Origin of the sequence: Nocardioides daedukensis (assembly GCF_013408415.1) — a bacterium.
GTDB classification, from domain to species: Bacteria; Actinomycetota; Actinomycetes; order Propionibacteriales; family Nocardioidaceae; genus Nocardioides; species Nocardioides daedukensis.
The window spans coordinates 1366116-1382784 of sequence record NZ_JACCAA010000001.1 but is presented as its reverse complement, the minus strand read 5'-3'; the positions used below and the strand labels follow the sequence as shown (position 1 = coordinate 1382784).

16 protein-coding genes are annotated in these 16669 nt (G+C 68.4%); 15 read left to right on the top strand and 1 reads right to left on the bottom strand.

Annotated elements, in window-relative coordinates:
* The 15 genes from BJ980_RS06885 to BJ980_RS06815 are packed head-to-tail and all read left to right on the top strand — an operon-like array spanning window position 1 to window position 15712.
* The gene (locus tag BJ980_RS06885; protein ID WP_179501610.1) at window positions 1–645 is read left to right on the top strand and encodes a nuclear transport factor 2-like protein; all 645 of its coding nucleotides are present in this window, start codon (window positions 1–3) and stop codon (window positions 643–645) included.
* Window positions 642–2129 carry an aldehyde dehydrogenase gene (locus tag BJ980_RS06880; RefSeq protein WP_179501609.1) on the top strand — a complete coding sequence of 496 codons (1488 nt, stop codon included), beginning with the start codon at window positions 642–644 and terminating at the stop codon, window positions 2127–2129. The genes BJ980_RS06885 and BJ980_RS06880 overlap by 4 nt, the downstream gene beginning before the upstream one ends.
* Window positions 2129–2878, top strand: coding sequence for an SDR family oxidoreductase (locus BJ980_RS06875; RefSeq protein WP_179501608.1), 750 nt, complete (start codon window positions 2129–2131; stop codon window positions 2876–2878). Before BJ980_RS06880 ends, BJ980_RS06875 begins: the two co-directional genes overlap by 1 nt.
* Window positions 2878–3732 (top strand): NAD(P)-dependent oxidoreductase, encoded by an 855-nt coding sequence (locus BJ980_RS06870; RefSeq protein WP_179501607.1) that lies wholly within the window; start codon window positions 2878–2880, stop codon window positions 3730–3732. The genes BJ980_RS06875 and BJ980_RS06870 overlap by 1 nt, the downstream gene beginning before the upstream one ends.
* Complete coding sequence (locus tag BJ980_RS06865; protein ID WP_179501606.1) at window positions 3729–4118, top strand: carboxymuconolactone decarboxylase family protein; 390 nt, start codon at window positions 3729–3731, stop codon at window positions 4116–4118. The genes BJ980_RS06870 and BJ980_RS06865 overlap by 4 nt, the downstream gene beginning before the upstream one ends.
* 56 nt (window positions 4119–4174) lie before the next feature.
* A complete protein-coding gene (locus BJ980_RS06860) occupies window positions 4175–5668 on the top strand; it encodes an ABC transporter substrate-binding protein (RefSeq protein WP_179501605.1) in 1494 nt (497 codons plus the stop codon).
* Window positions 5669–5672: 4 nt separating this feature from the next.
* Window positions 5673–7628, top strand: coding sequence for an ABC transporter permease (locus BJ980_RS06855; protein WP_179501604.1), 1956 nt, complete (start codon window positions 5673–5675; stop codon window positions 7626–7628).
* Window positions 7615–8412 (top strand): ABC transporter ATP-binding protein, encoded by a 798-nt coding sequence (locus BJ980_RS06850; protein ID WP_179501603.1) that lies wholly within the window; start codon window positions 7615–7617, stop codon window positions 8410–8412. Before BJ980_RS06855 ends, BJ980_RS06850 begins: the two co-directional genes overlap by 14 nt.
* Window positions 8409–9116, top strand: a complete 708-nt coding sequence (locus BJ980_RS06845; RefSeq protein ID WP_179501602.1) for an ABC transporter ATP-binding protein — start codon at window positions 8409–8411, stop codon at window positions 9114–9116. Before BJ980_RS06850 ends, BJ980_RS06845 begins: the two co-directional genes overlap by 4 nt.
* Window positions 9113–10720, top strand: coding sequence for a choice-of-anchor P family protein (locus tag BJ980_RS06840; protein WP_179501601.1), 1608 nt, complete (start codon window positions 9113–9115; stop codon window positions 10718–10720). The genes BJ980_RS06845 and BJ980_RS06840 overlap by 4 nt, the downstream gene beginning before the upstream one ends.
* Window position 10721: 1 nt before the next feature.
* Window positions 10722–11246 (top strand): hypothetical protein, encoded by a 525-nt coding sequence (locus BJ980_RS06835; RefSeq protein WP_179501600.1) that lies wholly within the window; start codon window positions 10722–10724, stop codon window positions 11244–11246.
* Between the two features lies 1 nt (window position 11247).
* Complete coding sequence (locus BJ980_RS06830; protein WP_179501599.1) at window positions 11248–12468, top strand: hypothetical protein; 1221 nt, start codon at window positions 11248–11250, stop codon at window positions 12466–12468.
* A 33-nt stretch (window positions 12469–12501) separates the two neighbouring features.
* A complete protein-coding gene (locus tag BJ980_RS06825) occupies window positions 12502–12879 on the top strand; it encodes an MmcQ/YjbR family DNA-binding protein (protein WP_179501598.1) in 378 nt (125 codons plus the stop codon).
* A gap of 12 nt (window positions 12880–12891) precedes the next feature.
* Complete coding sequence (locus BJ980_RS06820; protein ID WP_179501597.1) at window positions 12892–14850, top strand: thioredoxin domain-containing protein; 1959 nt, start codon at window positions 12892–12894, stop codon at window positions 14848–14850.
* 28 nt (window positions 14851–14878) lie between these two features.
* Complete coding sequence (locus tag BJ980_RS06815; protein ID WP_179501596.1) at window positions 14879–15712, top strand: DUF1353 domain-containing protein; 834 nt, start codon at window positions 14879–14881, stop codon at window positions 15710–15712.
* Here BJ980_RS06815 and BJ980_RS06810 read toward each other — a convergent pair.
* Window positions 15696–16658, bottom strand: a complete 963-nt coding sequence (locus BJ980_RS06810; RefSeq protein ID WP_179501595.1) for an ArsR/SmtB family transcription factor — start codon at window positions 16656–16658, stop codon at window positions 15696–15698. The two genes, BJ980_RS06815 and BJ980_RS06810, sit on opposite strands and share 17 nt — an antisense overlap.
* Between the last annotated feature and the right edge of the window lie 11 nt (window positions 16659–16669).

Below are 16669 nucleotides of genomic sequence, written 5' to 3'. Positions count from 1 at the left end.
ATGACCGAACCACTGAGCACATCGTTGAGCAGGGCCGAGATCGAGGAGTTCTGGTCCGGTTGGCTCCAGGGCAACCGCGACGTCGAGGCCTCTGGCGACTGGCGCCCGCTGGCCGAGTTCTATGCCGAGGACGCGACGTACGGCTGGATGTATCACCCCGACGAGCACTTCATGGCGGTCGGGCGCGAGCAGATCCGGGACTGGGCGATCGGCATCGAGATGGACGGCCTGGACGGCTGGCACTACGACTACGTCTGCACGATGATCGACGAGACGAAGTCGATGGTGCTCGGCTTCTGGAAGCAGCGCGCCGGGATCATCGACGACAAGACCGGCAAGGAGTTCGAGATCCTCGGCATCGGCGGATCCTGGTTCGGCCTGAAGCGGGTCACCGAGGGCGAAGACAGCGGCCTCGTGAAGATCGACTGGCAGCGCGACTGGTTCGACCTGCCCTCGACGGGTCACACGTTCATGGAGATCCTGAAGTCCGGCAAGGCGCCGGACACCCTGATGAAGCGGCTCGAGGTCACCGGGCACGGCGTTCCCGGGCACTACCACTACGACGAGATGCCCTCGACGCTGTGGCCGCCGCCGGTCGAGCGTGGCGACCACCTGGCCCAGGCACCGGTGGAGGTGTCGCAGTGAACGCCCGCCTGCCGCAGAACCCTCCGGCCCAGCAGTACGTCGACGGCAAGCTCTCCGGTGCCAGTGACTCAGCCACCTACCCGATCCTCAACCCCGCCACCGGCCAGCAGATCGGGGTGGCCCCCGACAGCACCGCGGAGGACATGGACGCCGCCATCGCCGCGGCTCGACGCGCCTTCGACGAGACGGACTGGTCGACCGACCTGGCACTGCGGATCCGCTGCCTGCGCCAGCTGCACCAGGCCCTGGTCGACAACGCCGAGGTGCTGCGTGAGCTGACCACCGCCGAGGTGGGCGCGCCGGCGTTCTTCGTGGCCGGTCCGCAGTTCGACATCCCGGTGGAGACGTTCAAGTGGAACATCGACCTGGCCGAGTCCTATCTGTGGGAGACCGATCTCGGTATCGGTGAGGTGATGGGCCTGCAGAGCCGCCGGACCGTCCGCCGCGAGGCCGTCGGCGTGGTTGCCGCGATCACTCCGTGGAACTTCCCCAACCAGATCAACCTGGCCAAGATCGGCCCCGCCCTGGCCGCCGGGAACACCGTGGTGCTCAAGCCGGCCCCGGACACGCCGTGGCTGGCCGCCGAGCTGGGCCGACTGGCTGCCGAGCACACCGACCTGCCGGCCGGGGTGTTCAACGTGGTCACCCCGCGGGACAACCAGGTCGCCGCCCAGTTGGCCAGCGACCCGAGGGTCGACCTGGTCTCCTTCACCGGGTCGACGGCCACGGGCCGGGCCATCGCCGCGGCCGCAGCGCCGACCCTGAAGCGGGTCTTCCTGGAGTTGGGCGGCAAGTCGGCCGCGATCGTCCTCGACGATGCCGACGTGGCCTCCGCGGCCGGCGGCGCGGCCTTCGCGGTCTCGGTGCATGCCGGGCAGGGATGTGCGCTGACCACCAGGCTCCTGGTGCCGCGGGCGAAGTACGACGAAGCCGTCGAAGTGGCCGCAGCGACGATGGCCTCCCTGGGCGCCAAGGACCCAGCCGATGGCGGCACCATCTGCGGCCCGGTGATCTCCGAGGTGCAGCGGGACCGCATCCTCGGCTATCTGGACCTGGCGCTCGAGGAGGGCGGTCGGTTCGCCACCGGCGGTGGGGTGGCCACGCATGAAGGTGAACTTGAGGGGGGCTTCTGGATCGAGCCCACCGTCATCGCCGGCCTGGACAACACCGCCCGGGTTGCCCGCGAGGAGATCTTCGGCCCGGTGCTCGTCGTGATCCCGCACGACGGGGACGACGACGCGGTCCGGATCGCCAACGACTCGCCGTACGGCCTCTCCGGCTCGGTCGACTCCAAAGACCCGGCGCGGGCCAGGGCGGTGGCAAGGCGGATCCGTACCGGGACCATCGGCGTCAACGGCGGCCAGTGGTTCGGCGCCGACGCGCCGTTCGGTGGCTACAAGCAGTCCGGCCTCGGCCGGGAGATGGGTGTGGCCGGTTTTGAGGAATACCTCGAGACCAAGACGATCGCAGAGGGAGTCAACTGATGGACAAGCGCTTCGGCGACCGCACCGTGATCGTCACCGGCGCCGCCCAAGGCATCGGCGAGGCCTATGCGAAGGCACTGGGCATGGAGGGCGCGAACGTCGTGGTCGCCGACCTCAACGAGGACTCCGGCAACCAGGTGGCAAAGCAGATCGAGGCCGACGGCGGCCGGGCGATCTTCGTGCGCACCGACGTCTCGGACGCCGCCTCGGCGCAAGCCTGTGCGGAGGCCGCGGTCGCGGAGTTCGGCGCCATCCACGGATTGGTCAACAATGCCGCGATCTATGGCGAGATGGCCTTCGACCTGCTGATCACCGTCGACTGGGACTACTACAAGAAGTTCATGTCGGTGAACTTCGACGGCGCCCTGGTGATGACCCGCGCGGTCTTCTCGCACATGCAGGCAGCCGGCGGGGGAGCGATCGTCAACCAGAGCTCCACGGCCGCGTGGCTCTACTCCGGCTTCTACGGCCTGGCCAAGGTCGGCGTCAACGGCCTCACCCAGCAGCTGGCGCACGAGCTCGGCGGAATGGGGATCCGGGTCAACGCGATCGCCCCCGGACCCACCGACACTGCGGCGACCCGGACCCAGGCCGGCGACGCGGCCAAGGACCTGGTCAAGGGCCTCGCGCTCAAGCGGATGGGTCAGCCCGAGGACATGGTCGGTGCCTGCCTCTACCTGCTCTCGGGTGAGTCGGCGTGGGTCACCGGTCAGGTGCTGGCGGTCGACGGCGGTCAGGTGTTCCGCTGATGGGTGCGGTGGGGTTCGTTGGCCTGGGTAACATCGGCAAGCCGATGGCGACCCGGCTGCTGGCCTGGCCCGACGGCCTGCACGCGTACGACGTGGCGCAGGGTCCGCTCGACGAGCTCGCCGCGGCCGGGGCGAGTGTCGCCGGCAGCGTCGGTGAGCTGGCCGGGGCGGTCGACCTGCTCTGCGTGATGGTCCGCGACGACGACCAGGTCCGCGACGTGCTGGACCAGGCGCTCAACACGGCTCGCCCCGGCCTCACCGTGGCGATCCACTCGACGGTCGCACCGGGCACACCGGCGCGATTGGCCGACCTGGCCCGGGAGCACGGCGTACACGTCGTCGACGCACCGGTCAGCGGCGGACCGATGGGAGCCGCCGAGGGCACGCTGGCGATCATGGTCGGCGGCACCGACGAGGGCTTCGCGGCCTGTGCCGCTCCGTTCGCGCTGCTCGGGACCAAGGTGGTCCATGCCGGCGAGGCCGGAGCAGGGACCCGGATGAAGCTGGCTCGCAACCTGCTCCACTTCATCTCCTTCACGGCGGCAACCGAGGCGCAGCGGCTCGCGGAGTCGGCCGGGCTCGACCTCAAGGTGCTCGGCGAGGTGGTCCGTCACACCGACGCGATCACCGGTGGCCCCGGGGCGATCATGCACCGCGACACCGCGGCTCCGATCGACCCGGACGACTTCTGGTTCGGGGTCTTCTCGCATGTCCGGGCGCTGGGGGAGAAGGACTTGGCGTTCGCGATAGAGCTGGCCGACCAGCTCGATGTGGACGTGCCCCTGGCACGCCTCGCCAGCCAGCGACTGGGCGCCGGCCTCGGCCTGCCCGCCACGACCAAGGAGCACGCATGACCGACCCGACCAGTGACAAGTTCGCAGGACTCCCCGAGACCAGGCGCAAGGGGCTGGAGAAGATGGAGGAGGTCTATGGCTGGGACTTCGCCGACGGCCCCGGTGACTTCTTCGGCTACACCGCCGACCATCTCTTCGCCGACATCTGGTGCCGGCCGGGCCTCTCGACCCGGGACCGGCGCCTGCTCCTGATCGGGATGTTGGCGGCCCAAGGTGCCACTGATGTCCTGGGCATCCAGGTTCCCGCGGCACTGAAGAACGGCGAACTGGATGCAGAGGCCCTGCGCGAGATCGTGATCTTCCTGTGCCACTACGCCGGGTGGCCGGTCGGATCGCGGCTGAACTCCGTGGTGGAAGAGGCAATAAATAAGAACACGTTCCAGTGACCTTTGCCACAGTGACTCGTTTGAGTCAGTGGCGCATTCCATATCAGTGAGGTCTCATGTTCCAGAACAGCAACCCGTCGAGCACCAGATCCCCGGTCAGGATCGTGGCTGCGATCGGTCTCGCCCTGACCATGGCCGCCTGTGGCTCGCAGCTGGATCCCGACACCGTGGCCTCGGTCAGCGGCACCGACGCGAACGGCGGCCAAGTCGGCACGAACGGCGAGCCGGGCGCCACCGGTGCTGAGCCGGGCGTCGACGCAGGCGCCGACCCGGGCACGGACACGGGTGGCACCGGCGGTGACACCGGGGCCTCAGGAGACACCGGCGGTGGCGCCGGGGGCGACGGCGGAGGTGGTGGCGATGTCGCCGACTCGCCGAAGACCGGCGCCAACTCGGCAGCGGGTTCGGGGCCGAAGGTCAGCTGTGCCGGTTTTAAGAACCAGACCGGCATCACCAAGGACAAGATCACCATCGCGAACGTCTCCGACATCTCGGGTCCCGTGCCCGGGATCTTCGAGGCGGCCCAGCAGGCGACTCGGGCCTACGCGGCCTACTTCAACAAGACCAACGACATCTGTGGACGCAAGCTCGAGGTGATGGCGCTGGACAGCCGCACCGATGCGGGCGCGGACCAGCAGGCCTACGCCAAGGCCTGCGAGTCGTCGTTCGCGGCGGTCGGTTCGATGTCGGGCTTCGACTCCGGCGGTGCCGGCACCGCCCAGAAGTGCGGCATCCCGGACATCCGTTCCACGATCGTCAACCCCGAGCGGCAGAAGTGCACCACCTGCTTCGCGGCCCAGGCCGTCGAGACGGGCATGGTGCCGGACGCGATGGCCAAGTGGTTCCTCAAGAACCACAAGGACGCCACGCAGCACGTCGCCGTCCTCTACATCGAGGCCGGCGCCTCCCCGCCCAACGCGAAGTCCCAGGCCGCGGCCTGGGGCAAGATGGGCTGGAAGGTCGACTACCTGCAAGGCATCAAGGTCGATGAGTTCAACTTCGCCACCTATGTGCAACAGATGAAGAACAAGGGCATCAAGATGGTCCACTACATGGGCCCGCTCGAGAACAGTGTGAAGCTGCAGAAGGCCATGCAGCAGCAGAACTTCAAGCCGGCAGTGACGTTCTTCGACGCCACCAGTTATGACGCGAAATATGTCAAGCAGGCCGGTGACCTGGGCGAGAACACCTACATCTTCATGAGCAACGCGATGTTCGAGAACTCCTCGAACAAGGAGGTCCAGCTCTACCTCTCCTGGCTGCAGCAGGTGAAGCCGGGAGCGATCCCGAACTTCTACGGCCTCTTCGCCTGGTCGGCCACCCGCCTCTTCGTCGAGGAGGCCCTGGCCCTGGGCGGCAAGCTCAACCGATCCAGCCTGATCGACGCCATGAAGAAGGTCGACAAGTGGACCTCCAACGGTCTGCACGCGCCGTTCGGTGTCGGACAGGGCAAGGGCGCCACCTGCCAGAAGGTGATCCAGCTCAAGGGCGGCAAGTGGAAGCAGGTCTCCCCGGGCGACTACATGTGCGGCAGCATGGTCAGGGGCTGACCGGATGGGCTCACTCTTCGCCTTCACCGTCATCGGCCTCTTCACTGGTGCGGCCTATGCCATCGCCGCCAGTGGCCTGGTCCTGACCTACACCACCACGAGGGTCTTCAACATCGCCCACGGTGCCTTCGGGATGATCCTGGCCTTCACCTTCTGGGACTTCTCGGTGCGCCAAGGACTGCCTGTCTGGCTCTCGATGGTCCTGGTCCTCCTGGTGGTGGCACCGGCGATCGGGTGGTTCATCTCCAGGTTCGTGACCAAGGGCCTGGGCGAGGGGCCGGTGTCGGTCGCACTGGTCGTCACGGTCGGGCTGCTCGTCGGTCTGATCGGCGCGGCGCAATACATCTGGCCCCCCGAGCCGAGGACCCTCGAGCCGTTCCTGCCCGAGCAGGGCTGGGCGGTGGGTGACACCTTCGTCACCGGGCACCAGGTGATCACGATCCTGCTCTCCGGTGTGGTCGCGGTGTTCCTCTTCGTGCTCCTCAACCGGACCCGGATCGGCACCGCCATGCGGGCGGCAGTTGACAACCCCGAGCTGCTCAAGCTCTTCGGGGGCAAGCCCGAGACCGTGGCTGCCCTCTCCTGGGCGATCGGGATGTCGCTGGCGGCGTTGGCCGGGATCCTGCTTGCCCCGGTCGTCGGGCTGGACTACTACCAGCTCACTCTCCTGGTGATCAACGCCTACGCGGCGGCGATGCTGGGAAGGCTGAAGAGCCTTCCGCTCACCTTCGCCGGCGCGATGGGACTGGGCATCCTCGAGTCCTATGCCGTGGCCTATCTTCCGACCGAGGGCTTCTGGGCCGGCATCCGGCCGGTCATCCCGGCCATCTTCCTCTTCGTCGTGCTGGTCGCGATGCCACAGGCACAGCTGCGGATCGGCCAGGTCAAGGGCATCGTCTCGGCGCCGGTGCCGAAGCTCCCGCAGTCGGGGGCGTGGGCACTGGTCCTGTTCCTCTTCGTCGGCGTCCTGACGATGGTCATGCCCGACTCCAAGCTGCTCCTGGTCGGCACCGCCGCGACCTACGCCATGGTGATGCTGTCGCTGGTGCTCCTCACCGGCTATGGGGGCCACGTCTCCCTGGCCCAGTTCACCTTCGCCGGGGTCGGTGCCCTGGCCTACGCGAAGCTCGACGAACCCAACATCACCGGTCTGGTCCTGTCCGGCCTGATCGCGGCACTGGTTGGGGGCCTGGTGGCACTCCCGGTGCTGCGATTGACCGGGCTCTACCTCGCCCTGGCCACCCTCGCCTTCGGCGTGCTGATGGACAAGATGGCGTTCCAGGACGCTCGTGCCTTCGGCTACAACGGCACGCTCGAGGCCGGCCGGCTCTCCATCTTCGGCTTCACCTTCTCCTCCATCGGGGGCCACGTGATGCTGATGATCGTGGCGTTGGTGCTGATGGCGATCGCGTTGCTCACCCTGCGTCGAGGCACTCTGGGCCGGGTGCTCATCGCGATGCGCGACAGCCCGTCGGCGTGCAGCACGCTGGGCCTGGACATGCGCTGGTTCCGGGTCGGGCTCTTCGCGATGTCGGCGGGGATGGCGGGGATCGCGGGCGCGCTCTTCGCCGGGTTGCGCGGCACCATCGGTGCCACCGACTTCCAGTTCTTCAACAGTCTGCCGTTGTTGCTCCTGCTCGTCGTGTTCGGCATGACGTCGGTTACCGGGGCGACGCTCGGCGGTGTCGGCCTGATGCTGCTGCCGGTGCTGCAGAGCGAGCAGCCCGGACTCGCCGGGCTCTTCTTCGTCGTGCTCGGCTTCGGCGCGGTCCTGCTGGGACGCGATCCCAACGGACTGGCCAACCACCTGTTCAAGCTCGGGCATCGGCTCAAAGCGATGGCCGCACCACATCTGAAACTGCCGGCGCTCGCGTCGCGTGACGAGCTCCTGGCCGCCGGTCCGGATGCCCGTGACAGCGAGGCGCTGCCGGGGGAGGAACCCGCCCATGCCACTCCTTGAGGTCCAGGACGCGGTTGTCCGCTTCGGCGGCGTCGTGGCTGTCAACGAAGCGAACTTCACCGCAGAAGCCGGCCGGATCACGGGGCTGATCGGCCCCAACGGTGCCGGCAAGACCACGTGCTTCAACGTGATCACCGGCCTGCAGAAGCCCACCTCGGGCACGGTCCACTTCGACGGCCGCAACATCACCTCCACGCCGGTGCACCGACGGGCGCGTCGCGGTATGGCGCGGACGTTCCAGCGGCTGGAGGCGTTCGGGTCGCTGACCGTGCGCGACAACGTGCGGGTGGCCCACGACATCGCTGCTGGGTTCCGCGGAGTGATCCGTCCTGCCGGCGCGGACGTCGATGCCCTGCTGGAGCGGGTCGGCATCAGTGACTACGCCCAGGAGCGCGCAGACTCGATTCCCACCGGCACCGCGCGGCTGCTGGAGCTGGCTCGCTGCCTGGCCAGTGAGCCCCGGCTGCTGCTGCTCGACGAGCCGTCCTCGGGCCTCGACGACCGGGAGACTGATGCGTTCGGAGAGCTCCTCGCGTCCCTGGCCTCCGAGGGCACCGCGATCCTGATGGTCGAGCACGACATGGACCTGGTGATGAGTGTCTGCGACACGATCCACGTGCTCGACTTCGGCTCCGTGATCGCGTCGGGGACCCCGGCCGAGATCAGGGCGGACGCGACGGTGCAGAAGGCGTACCTCGGCTATTCCGACGACGTCGAGGGCACCCGGAGCGACCTCGACGCGATCGGCGACACCACGGTCATCCCAGCAGTGGAGGCATCATGAGCATCCCCATCCTCGAGGTCATCGACCTGCACGCGGCCTACGGTCGGATCGAGGTTCTCCGCGGGGTCGACCTGACCATCCCCAAGGGCGCAGTCGTTGCGCTGCTCGGACCCAACGGTGCCGGGAAGTCGACCTTGGTCAAGGTGATCAGCGGCCAGAAGAAGGCCACGTCGGGTGACATCCACCTCGGTGGGGTGCACCTGAAGGGGGCCGCCTCGGAGGAGCTCGCTCGCTCCGGGTTGTGCACGATCCCCGAGGGCCGCTCGGTCTTCCCGAACCTCACGGTCGCCGAGAACCTCCGACTGATGTCGTACGCCGGTGTCTCGGCCTCGGCGATCCTCGACACCGCCTACTCCTACTTCCCGCGACTGCACGAGCGCCGCAACCAGTTCGCCGGCACGATGTCCGGCGGTGAGCAGCAGATGCTGGCCATGGCCCGTGCGTTGACCGCCGACCCTGCCCTGCTGCTGCTCGATGAGCTCTCGATGGGCCTGGCGCCGCTGATCGTCGACGAGCTCTACGACACCGTCCGGCAGATCGCCGAGAGCGGTGTCTCCATCCTGTGCATCGAACAGTTCGCCCGCACCGCGCTCCGGGTCTCCGACTATGCCGCGGTGATGACCGGTGGTCGGATCGTAGCCAGCGGCGAGCCGGGCGAGATCACCGAAGCCATGACCGACGTCATCCTTGGAGGTGCCGCATGAGCGGTCGTCCCATCCGTCCCCTCATCGCCGTGGCGGCCTCCGGCCTGGTGGCAGCGGTGCTGCCGTTGGCTGCACAGGCCCCCGCCCACGCCGAAGAGTCCGCTGCCTACGGCGGGTTCAGTGCCAGTGCCGACGCCACCCCGGTGCGTGTCGAGATCTTCGAGCCGGCGATCCCGATCCCGTCCGAGCCCCAGCTCGAGGTCCGCCTGGCCTACACCAAGGCCGAGGCCGAGACAGGCGGCGGAAAGGGCAGGGCGTCATACCTCTGGCCCGGTGACGCCATCGGCGAGGGCATCAAGGTCTTCTTCGAGCAGTTGGGCCTGCCCAGCGACCTGGTCGCCGGTGGTTATCCGGTCCAGGTCAACTCGGGCTTCCCCAGTGGCGAGCCGAAGGCGACCGACGAGCCCTTCCCGGGCATGGTGATGCGCACGAGTGCGGGCGACGGCAAGTCGAGCGCGTCGGCCGGGTTCTCCTCGGACAGCGACGTGGACGCCCAGAAGGGCGGTGAGCTCAGCGGTCTGGACAACCTCGGACCGCTCAAGGACCTGCTCGCGCCGCTGCTCGGCGGACTCGAGAAGGCCACCACCACCAAGCCGACGGCGAAGGCGGAACCCCAGGTGCCGGGGCTTCCCAAGGAGCTCGCCGCACTCGTGGACGTTGACGGGTTGGTCTCCACCAGCAAGTCCTCCTCCGCGGAGGGCGTGGTGACGTCGACCGCCCGGTCCAACCTGGGTGAGGTCAAGCTGCTCGCGGGAATCATCACGATCTCCGGTGTGGAGACGACCTCGACGAGCACCTCCGACGGCAAGACCGGAACCAACAAGTCCAAGGCAACCTACGGAACGCTGAGCATCGCGGGACAGAAGTTCGCGATCGGCCCCCACGGCGTGGAGGCCACCGGCAAGACCACGCCCATCCCCGGCCTCAACGACAACCCGGCCAAGGCGCTGGAGCAGCTCGGACTCAAGATCGAGGTGCCCAAGCCCAAGCGCGAGGTCGAGGGGGACAAGGCGAGCAGCACCATCGAGGGTCTGCGCGTCGAGATCGACACCAAGCTCCTGCGACCGGTGATCTCGGCGATCCCGTCCGGTGCGCTCGCCGAGTTGATCCCTGAAGAGGCTGGGCCGCTCAAGGGCCTGGTCGGGGCGCTGTCCCAGCTGGCTCCGCGCGTGGTGGTCACCCTGGGCCTCTCCCAGACCCAGGTCGACACGGTGCCGGAGATCTCGATGGACGCACCTGCTGGTGACCTGGACACCGACACTGCGCCGCCGGCCGACACCGGCGATGCGGCGCCGTCCGGAGACTCGGGCTCGTCGGGTGACGTCGCAGGTGCTGGCGCGCCGGACGCGAGCGCACCTGACGCCGGCGGCGCCGATGCCGGTGCCGGTGCCTCTGACGGCACTCTCGACGATGCCGCCGCAGTCAGTGCGAGCCCCGGTCTGCCGCCGCTCGGTTCGATCCCCGGCATGCTGCTCTTCGGCGGCATCGCCCTGGCTGCCGCAGCCGGCAGCTGGTTCCGCAAGATCGGGGCACTGGCGCTCGGCGCCGGCGCTCCCTGCCCCCACGGCCTCGACAGTGGCCTGCCCGACCTGAGGAAGATGTGACATGACTGCAACCAGCCTGCCCCGGGTCGGCGAGCGTTCCGGCGCCGCGCCACTGAGGGACAACCACTACGCCCTGCTCCAGATCGTGCTGTTCTGGGCCGGAGCCATCCTGCTGCCGCTCGGCCTGGTCGTGATCGTGCTCGGGTGGTACGGCGCCGCCAACACGCCCTATCAATATGACCAGCTGTCCTACCTGGTCTCGGGTGGTCTGCTCGGCCTGGGCCTGACCTTCGTCGGTGGGTTCCTCTACTTCGGCGCCTGGCTGGCCCGGATCGCAGCGGACGGGCGCGAGTCCTCCAAGCGACTGGCCGACACCCTGCTCGTGCTGGCCGACGTGACGTCGCGTGCCGCGGCGGTCGACGACCGTGGCGTGGACGTGGGCGCCATCCCGGTCACCACCCGGGACGGACAGACCATGCACCGTCGCGACTGCGCGTTGATCACGCACCGCGACGACCTCGTGCCGGTGGGGGAGCAGAACCTGCACCTGTCGGTGTGCCGCGTCTGCAAGCCGGCGGCCGCCTGAGGTGCGTAGCGCATATGCCGACCTGTCGCGCGAGGAGCTCGCCGTCCTGGTCCCGGAGTTGTTGCTGATCGGACAGCTCATCGACCGTTCCGGAATGGCGTGGTGCATCTCTGCCTTCGGGCGTGAGGGGATGGCCCAGGTCGCGATCGAGGAGTGGGCTGCGTCCAGCCCGATCTACACCCCCCGGATGCAGCAGGCCCTGGGCTTCGCACCCGAGGAGCCGGGCACGGGCGACGTGGTCACGATCTTCAAGGGCCTCCAGCTCGACATCGGCGCTCCGCCGCAGTTCATGGACTTCCGCTACACGGTCCACGACCGGTGGGCCGGCGAGTTCCACCTCGACCACTGCGGCGCACTCATGGACGTGGAGCCGATGGGAGCGGCGTACGTCCGGTCCATGTGCCACGACATCGAGGACCCCACCTTCGACGCGACCGCCGTCGCCACCAACCCGAAGGCGCAGGTGCGCCCGATCCACAGGCCGCCGCGGATGCCCGTCGACCGCAACCCGCATTGCGCGTGGACAGTGATCATCGACGACGCCCACCCCGAGGTCGAGGCGATCCCCGAGTGTCACCAGAACGCGCGCTCTCTCGCTGCGGGCCTGCACCTGGATCCGATCGATCCTGACGACGAGGGACTGGGCGACTACTCCGGTCCGCTCCTGGCGGACCTCGACTTCGCGGACTTCTCACACTCGGCACTGGTGCGGATCGCCGACGAGGTGTGCGTGCAGATGCACCTGCTCAACCTCGCCTTCCTGATCGCGCTGCGCAAGCGCACCGATGAGCCGAAGGTCCAGGAGATCGCGCTGAAGCAGCTGACCGGCATCGCGGGGATCGCTGCCGAGCGGATCCACCGGGCGCTGGGCGTCGACGCCCTGGAGACGTTGCGATTGCACCCGCTGCTCAACCCCACGGCGTACGTCGTCTCCTCGATGAGCGGTGAGTCCCTCACGGTCGCTGCATCGCCGGCGCACCAGGATGGCGGTTGGATCACTCTGTGTGGTCCCGACAGCGTGGCGCCCCTCGATGCGATCGTGCGCGCCGTCGATCCGACGCTCTCGGTCTTGGTGACGGGCCTCGATGATGCGTGGAGCCTGACCGTGCAGCGTGGGACCGATGCCGCGCCCGAGGCGGACGAGGTCGCGGTGACCAGGTTCAGCACGGGGTCGTCGTTCGTCTTCGAGCCGAGGCGCTCGATCCCGATCACGCCTGTGTGAGCCGATGTCGGTGTCACGCGGCAGACTGTCCGCGTGGCAAAGCGACCAGAAGTCCCGCAGGAGATGATCGCCCGCCTGCGTGCCATCTGTGAGTCCCTGCCCGAGTGCGTCGAACAGGACGCCTGGGTGGGGGTTCGCTGGCAGGTCCACACGGCGTCGGTGGTCCATGTCTTCGGCGGTGAGGACCAGAAGTTCCGCGTGGTCCTGCGTGCCGAGCCCGACGAAGTGATGGCCTTCGAGCACCTCGGTCATCCCTATTTCCGCACGGAGTGGGGCGCCAACACGGTCGGGATGATCCTCGAGGAGCAGACCGACTGGGACGAGGTGGCGGAGCTGGTCATCGACTCCTACTGCCTGCAGGCGCCACGGCATCTCTCCGACGCGATCGAGCGGCCCGACCGACCGACGTGACAGTCTGAGGCCATGGCCAATCGACTCGCCTCGGCAACGAGCCCGTACTTGCTGCAGCACGCGGACAATCCGGTGGATTGGTGGGAGTGGGGACCGGACGCCTTTGCCGAGGCGAAGCGCCGCAACGTTCCGGTGCTGCTCTCTGTCGGCTATGCAGCCTGTCACTGGTGCCATGTGATGGCGCACGAGTCGTTCGAAGACGAGGCGACCGCCGGCTACATGAACGAGTACTTCGTGAACATCAAGGTCGACCGTGAGGAACGTCCGGACGTGGACGCGGTCTACATGAGTGCCACCCAGGCGATGACCGGCCACGGCGGCTGGCCGATGACCTGCGTGCTCGACCACGACGGCAGCCCGTTCTTCGCCGGCACCTACTTCCCCGACCAGCCCCGGCACGGCAGCGCAAGCTTCCGGCAGGTCCTCGAAGCCTTGGTCGATGTGTGGACCAACCGGGCAGACGACGTACGCGATGCAGCCAGCCAGATTCGCGAGCACCTGCAGGTGACCGGGGACCTTGCGACCGGGACGATCAGTGCCGACCTGCTGGCCCAGTGCGTCAAGTCGCTGACGATGGAGTTCGACGGCCAGAACGCCGGATTCGGGGGAGCGCCCAAGTTCCCGCCGGGCATGGTGCTCGACTTCCTGCTCCGTCACCACGCCCGCACTGACGACCCGACGGCGAAGCGAATGGTCGACTCGACCTGCACCGCGATGGCGCGTGGTGGTCTCTATGACCAGATCGGTGGGGGTTTCGCCCGCTACAGCGTCGATGCCGGCTGGGTGGTGCCGCACTTCGAGAAGATGCTCTATGACAATGCGCAGCTGCTCGGTCTCTATGCCCGGTGGGGTGGCAACCGGATAGCCGAGGAGACTGCCGACTTCCTTCTCCGCGAGCTCCGCACCGAGCAGGGTGGCTTCGCCTCCGCACTCGACGCGGACAGCGAGGGTGTGGAGGGCAAGTTCTATGCCTGGACCCCTGAGGAGCTGGTCGAGGCGTTGGGCCCCGACGACGGTGCCTGGGCGGCGCAGACGTTCGAGGTGACCGCGGCCGGCACCTTCGAGCACGGCTCCTCGACCCTCCAGCTGCTGACGGATCCCGAGGATCTTGAACGTCTCGAGCAGGTCAAGACCCGTCTCTTCGAGTCGCGGGCGAGCCGGGTGCGTCCCGAGCGCGACGACAAGGTGATCGCAGCTTGGAACGGGCTCGCCATCACTGGTCTCTGCGAGGCCGGCACGCTGCTGCGCAGGCCGGAGTACGTCGACGCCGCGGCGCGAGCGGGCGAGCTGCTGGTCGGTGTGCACCTGGTCGAGGGCAGGCTGCGCCGCGCCTCCCGTGACGGAGTCGTCGGTCGACACGACGCCGTGCTCGAGGACTACGGCTGCGTGGCCAGCGGCTTCCTCTCACTGCTCCAGGCCACCGGGGACAAAGTCTGGCTGGACCGCGCCGAGGCACTCCTCGACGATGCGCTGTCCCGCTTCCGGGCAGACGACGGCGGCTTCCACGACACTGCCGCAGACGCCGAGGTCCTGATCAGCCGGCCACGCGAGCTCTCCGACAGCGCCAGCCCGTCCGGCCAGTCGGCGATGGTGCACGCCCTCGCCACCTATGCCGCCGTCGCCGGCTCCGGGACCCACCGCGACGCGGCGGAGGCGACCCTGGCCGTGCTCGCCGGTGTTGCCGAACGGGCACCGCGGTTCGCCGGCTGGGCGCTCTCGGCTGCCGAGGCGATGCTCGAGGGACCCGAAGAGATCGTGGTCGTCGGCCGACCGGGCCCCCAGCGCGACGATCTCGAACTCGCTGCCCGGCGGCGCCACGGCGCCGTGGTCCTGGTCGTCGAGCCGGGACGCGAGGACATCCCGCTGCTGGTCGGGCGCGACGAGGTCGACGGCCGGGCGGCCGCCTACGTCTGTCGAGGCTTCGTGTGCGAGCGACCGGTCACCGATCCTGGAGTCCTGGGCCGGCCCTGAACCGGCATCGATCTGCCACGATGGGCGTGTGGACGCACCACTGGAGAAGCAGCCTCGCCGGTTCCATGACGGCGGGCTGCCTGCGCTGGGCGACTTCGAGGCGATTCCGCCCGATCCCGATCGCGACCCACGCATCGTCCTCGAGCGGCTGAGCGTCGAGGGCGAGGAGCAGTTCGCCCTGCTCAGGCGGATCGGCTATCTCGACCGCGTCTTCGGGGAGATCCTCGTCCCCGCGGACATCGAGACCTTCCGCACCGACCTCACCTCGGTCCCGACGATCTTCACCTGGCTGGTGCCCCGCACCGGCGCGCACCTGCCGGCCGCCCTGCTCCACGACGGGTTGCTGCATGACCCCGCCGAAGCGCCCACCTATCTCGCCGACCGGCCGATCAACAGGGTGCAGGCCGACCGCGTCTTCCGCGACGCGATGGCCGACACCGGCACCGGCCTGGTCCGGCGCTGGCTGGTTTGGTCGGCGGTGACGACAGCCACGATGGTCAAGGGAGTCGACACCGGCTTCTCCCGCTTCACCACCTGGCGGCACCGGATCGCCGTCGTGGTCACTCTGCTGCTGGTTGCGACGCTCGGTGTCCTGGCCACCCTCGACCTGTTCGACCTGGCCGGGATCGCGTTGCCGTGGATGGGGGACAGGCCGTGGTGGGCCGAGCTGCTCGGAGGCCTGGCGGGCGCAGTCGTGATCCCGGCGTGCCTGGCCTTGTTGTGGGGCAGGTTCCGGAGCGCAGGATTCGTGATGGCGATCGGGCTTGCCGTGCTGTTGCACGTGACCGCGGGGGTGCTTCTCGTGACTGGCCTCTACTTGGCCGCGGAGAAGGTGGCCGGGTTGGTCACCCGGCGGAGCTGATCAGCCGGTCACCGAGCTCGGAGCGGAGATAGAGAACCGAGCGCCCGTGCCTCGACGAGGTGAGCAACCCGGCGTCCCGCATCGCTCGCAGGTGCTGGTTGACCGCTGTCGGAGTGACCCTGAGCCGATGTGCCAGCTCGGTCGTCGAGGAGGGGGAGGCGAGCAGGTCGAGCAGACTGGCCCGCACCTCGCCGATCAGGTTCGCCACCGCGTCCGGTGGTGTGCCCCGGTCGGTCTCCCACAAGGTGCCGACGCCGCGGGCGGCGTACATGATCTGGGGTTCCTGTTCCGCGGTGATCGGCGTCGAGCCGCCGCGCGAGAACATCGACGGGATCAGCGCGAGCCCAGCACCCCGGGTGGTCCGACGGTAGCCGCCGTGGGTCTTGGTCCGCACGCGCACCACGTCGTCCACCAGGCTCACCCGGGGGCTCAGGTCGGCGAACATCGCGGCCATCCCGCGTTGGGCCACCACGCGGCCGCGATAGGTGATGTCGGCCTCGAGCACGCTTCGCATCCGTGGCCACCAGGGCTCCCAGCAACTGTTCCAGTAGGCGTCGAGGGCGCGCACGATCCGCTTCAGCACGCGGTCAGGCCGGCCGGCCAGGACAGGTGGCAGGTCGTCGCCGTGGACCTCGGCGAGCTTGCTGCGCACGATCGCTCCCGGCGTGGAGGCGATCAGGTCGAGCTCGTCGTGGAAGGTGGTCATCGGTGAGTGCGGCCGAGGGTGCAGGAAGTCCGGCGTCCACAGGTCGGTGTTGGTCAGCGCGGTCAGCAGCTCGATGTGGAGTGCGTCACGCGGCTCCGCCGTCATCTGGAGCCACGGAAGGTGCAACGGATAGCGACCGGGGTCGCGAAATGTCCGTAAAGAAAGGGAAACCTCGTTGATCGGCGAGATCGCGAACCTCACCTCACCCAGATCCATGCCGACCAGCTGATACTCGATCATGAAGCAATACG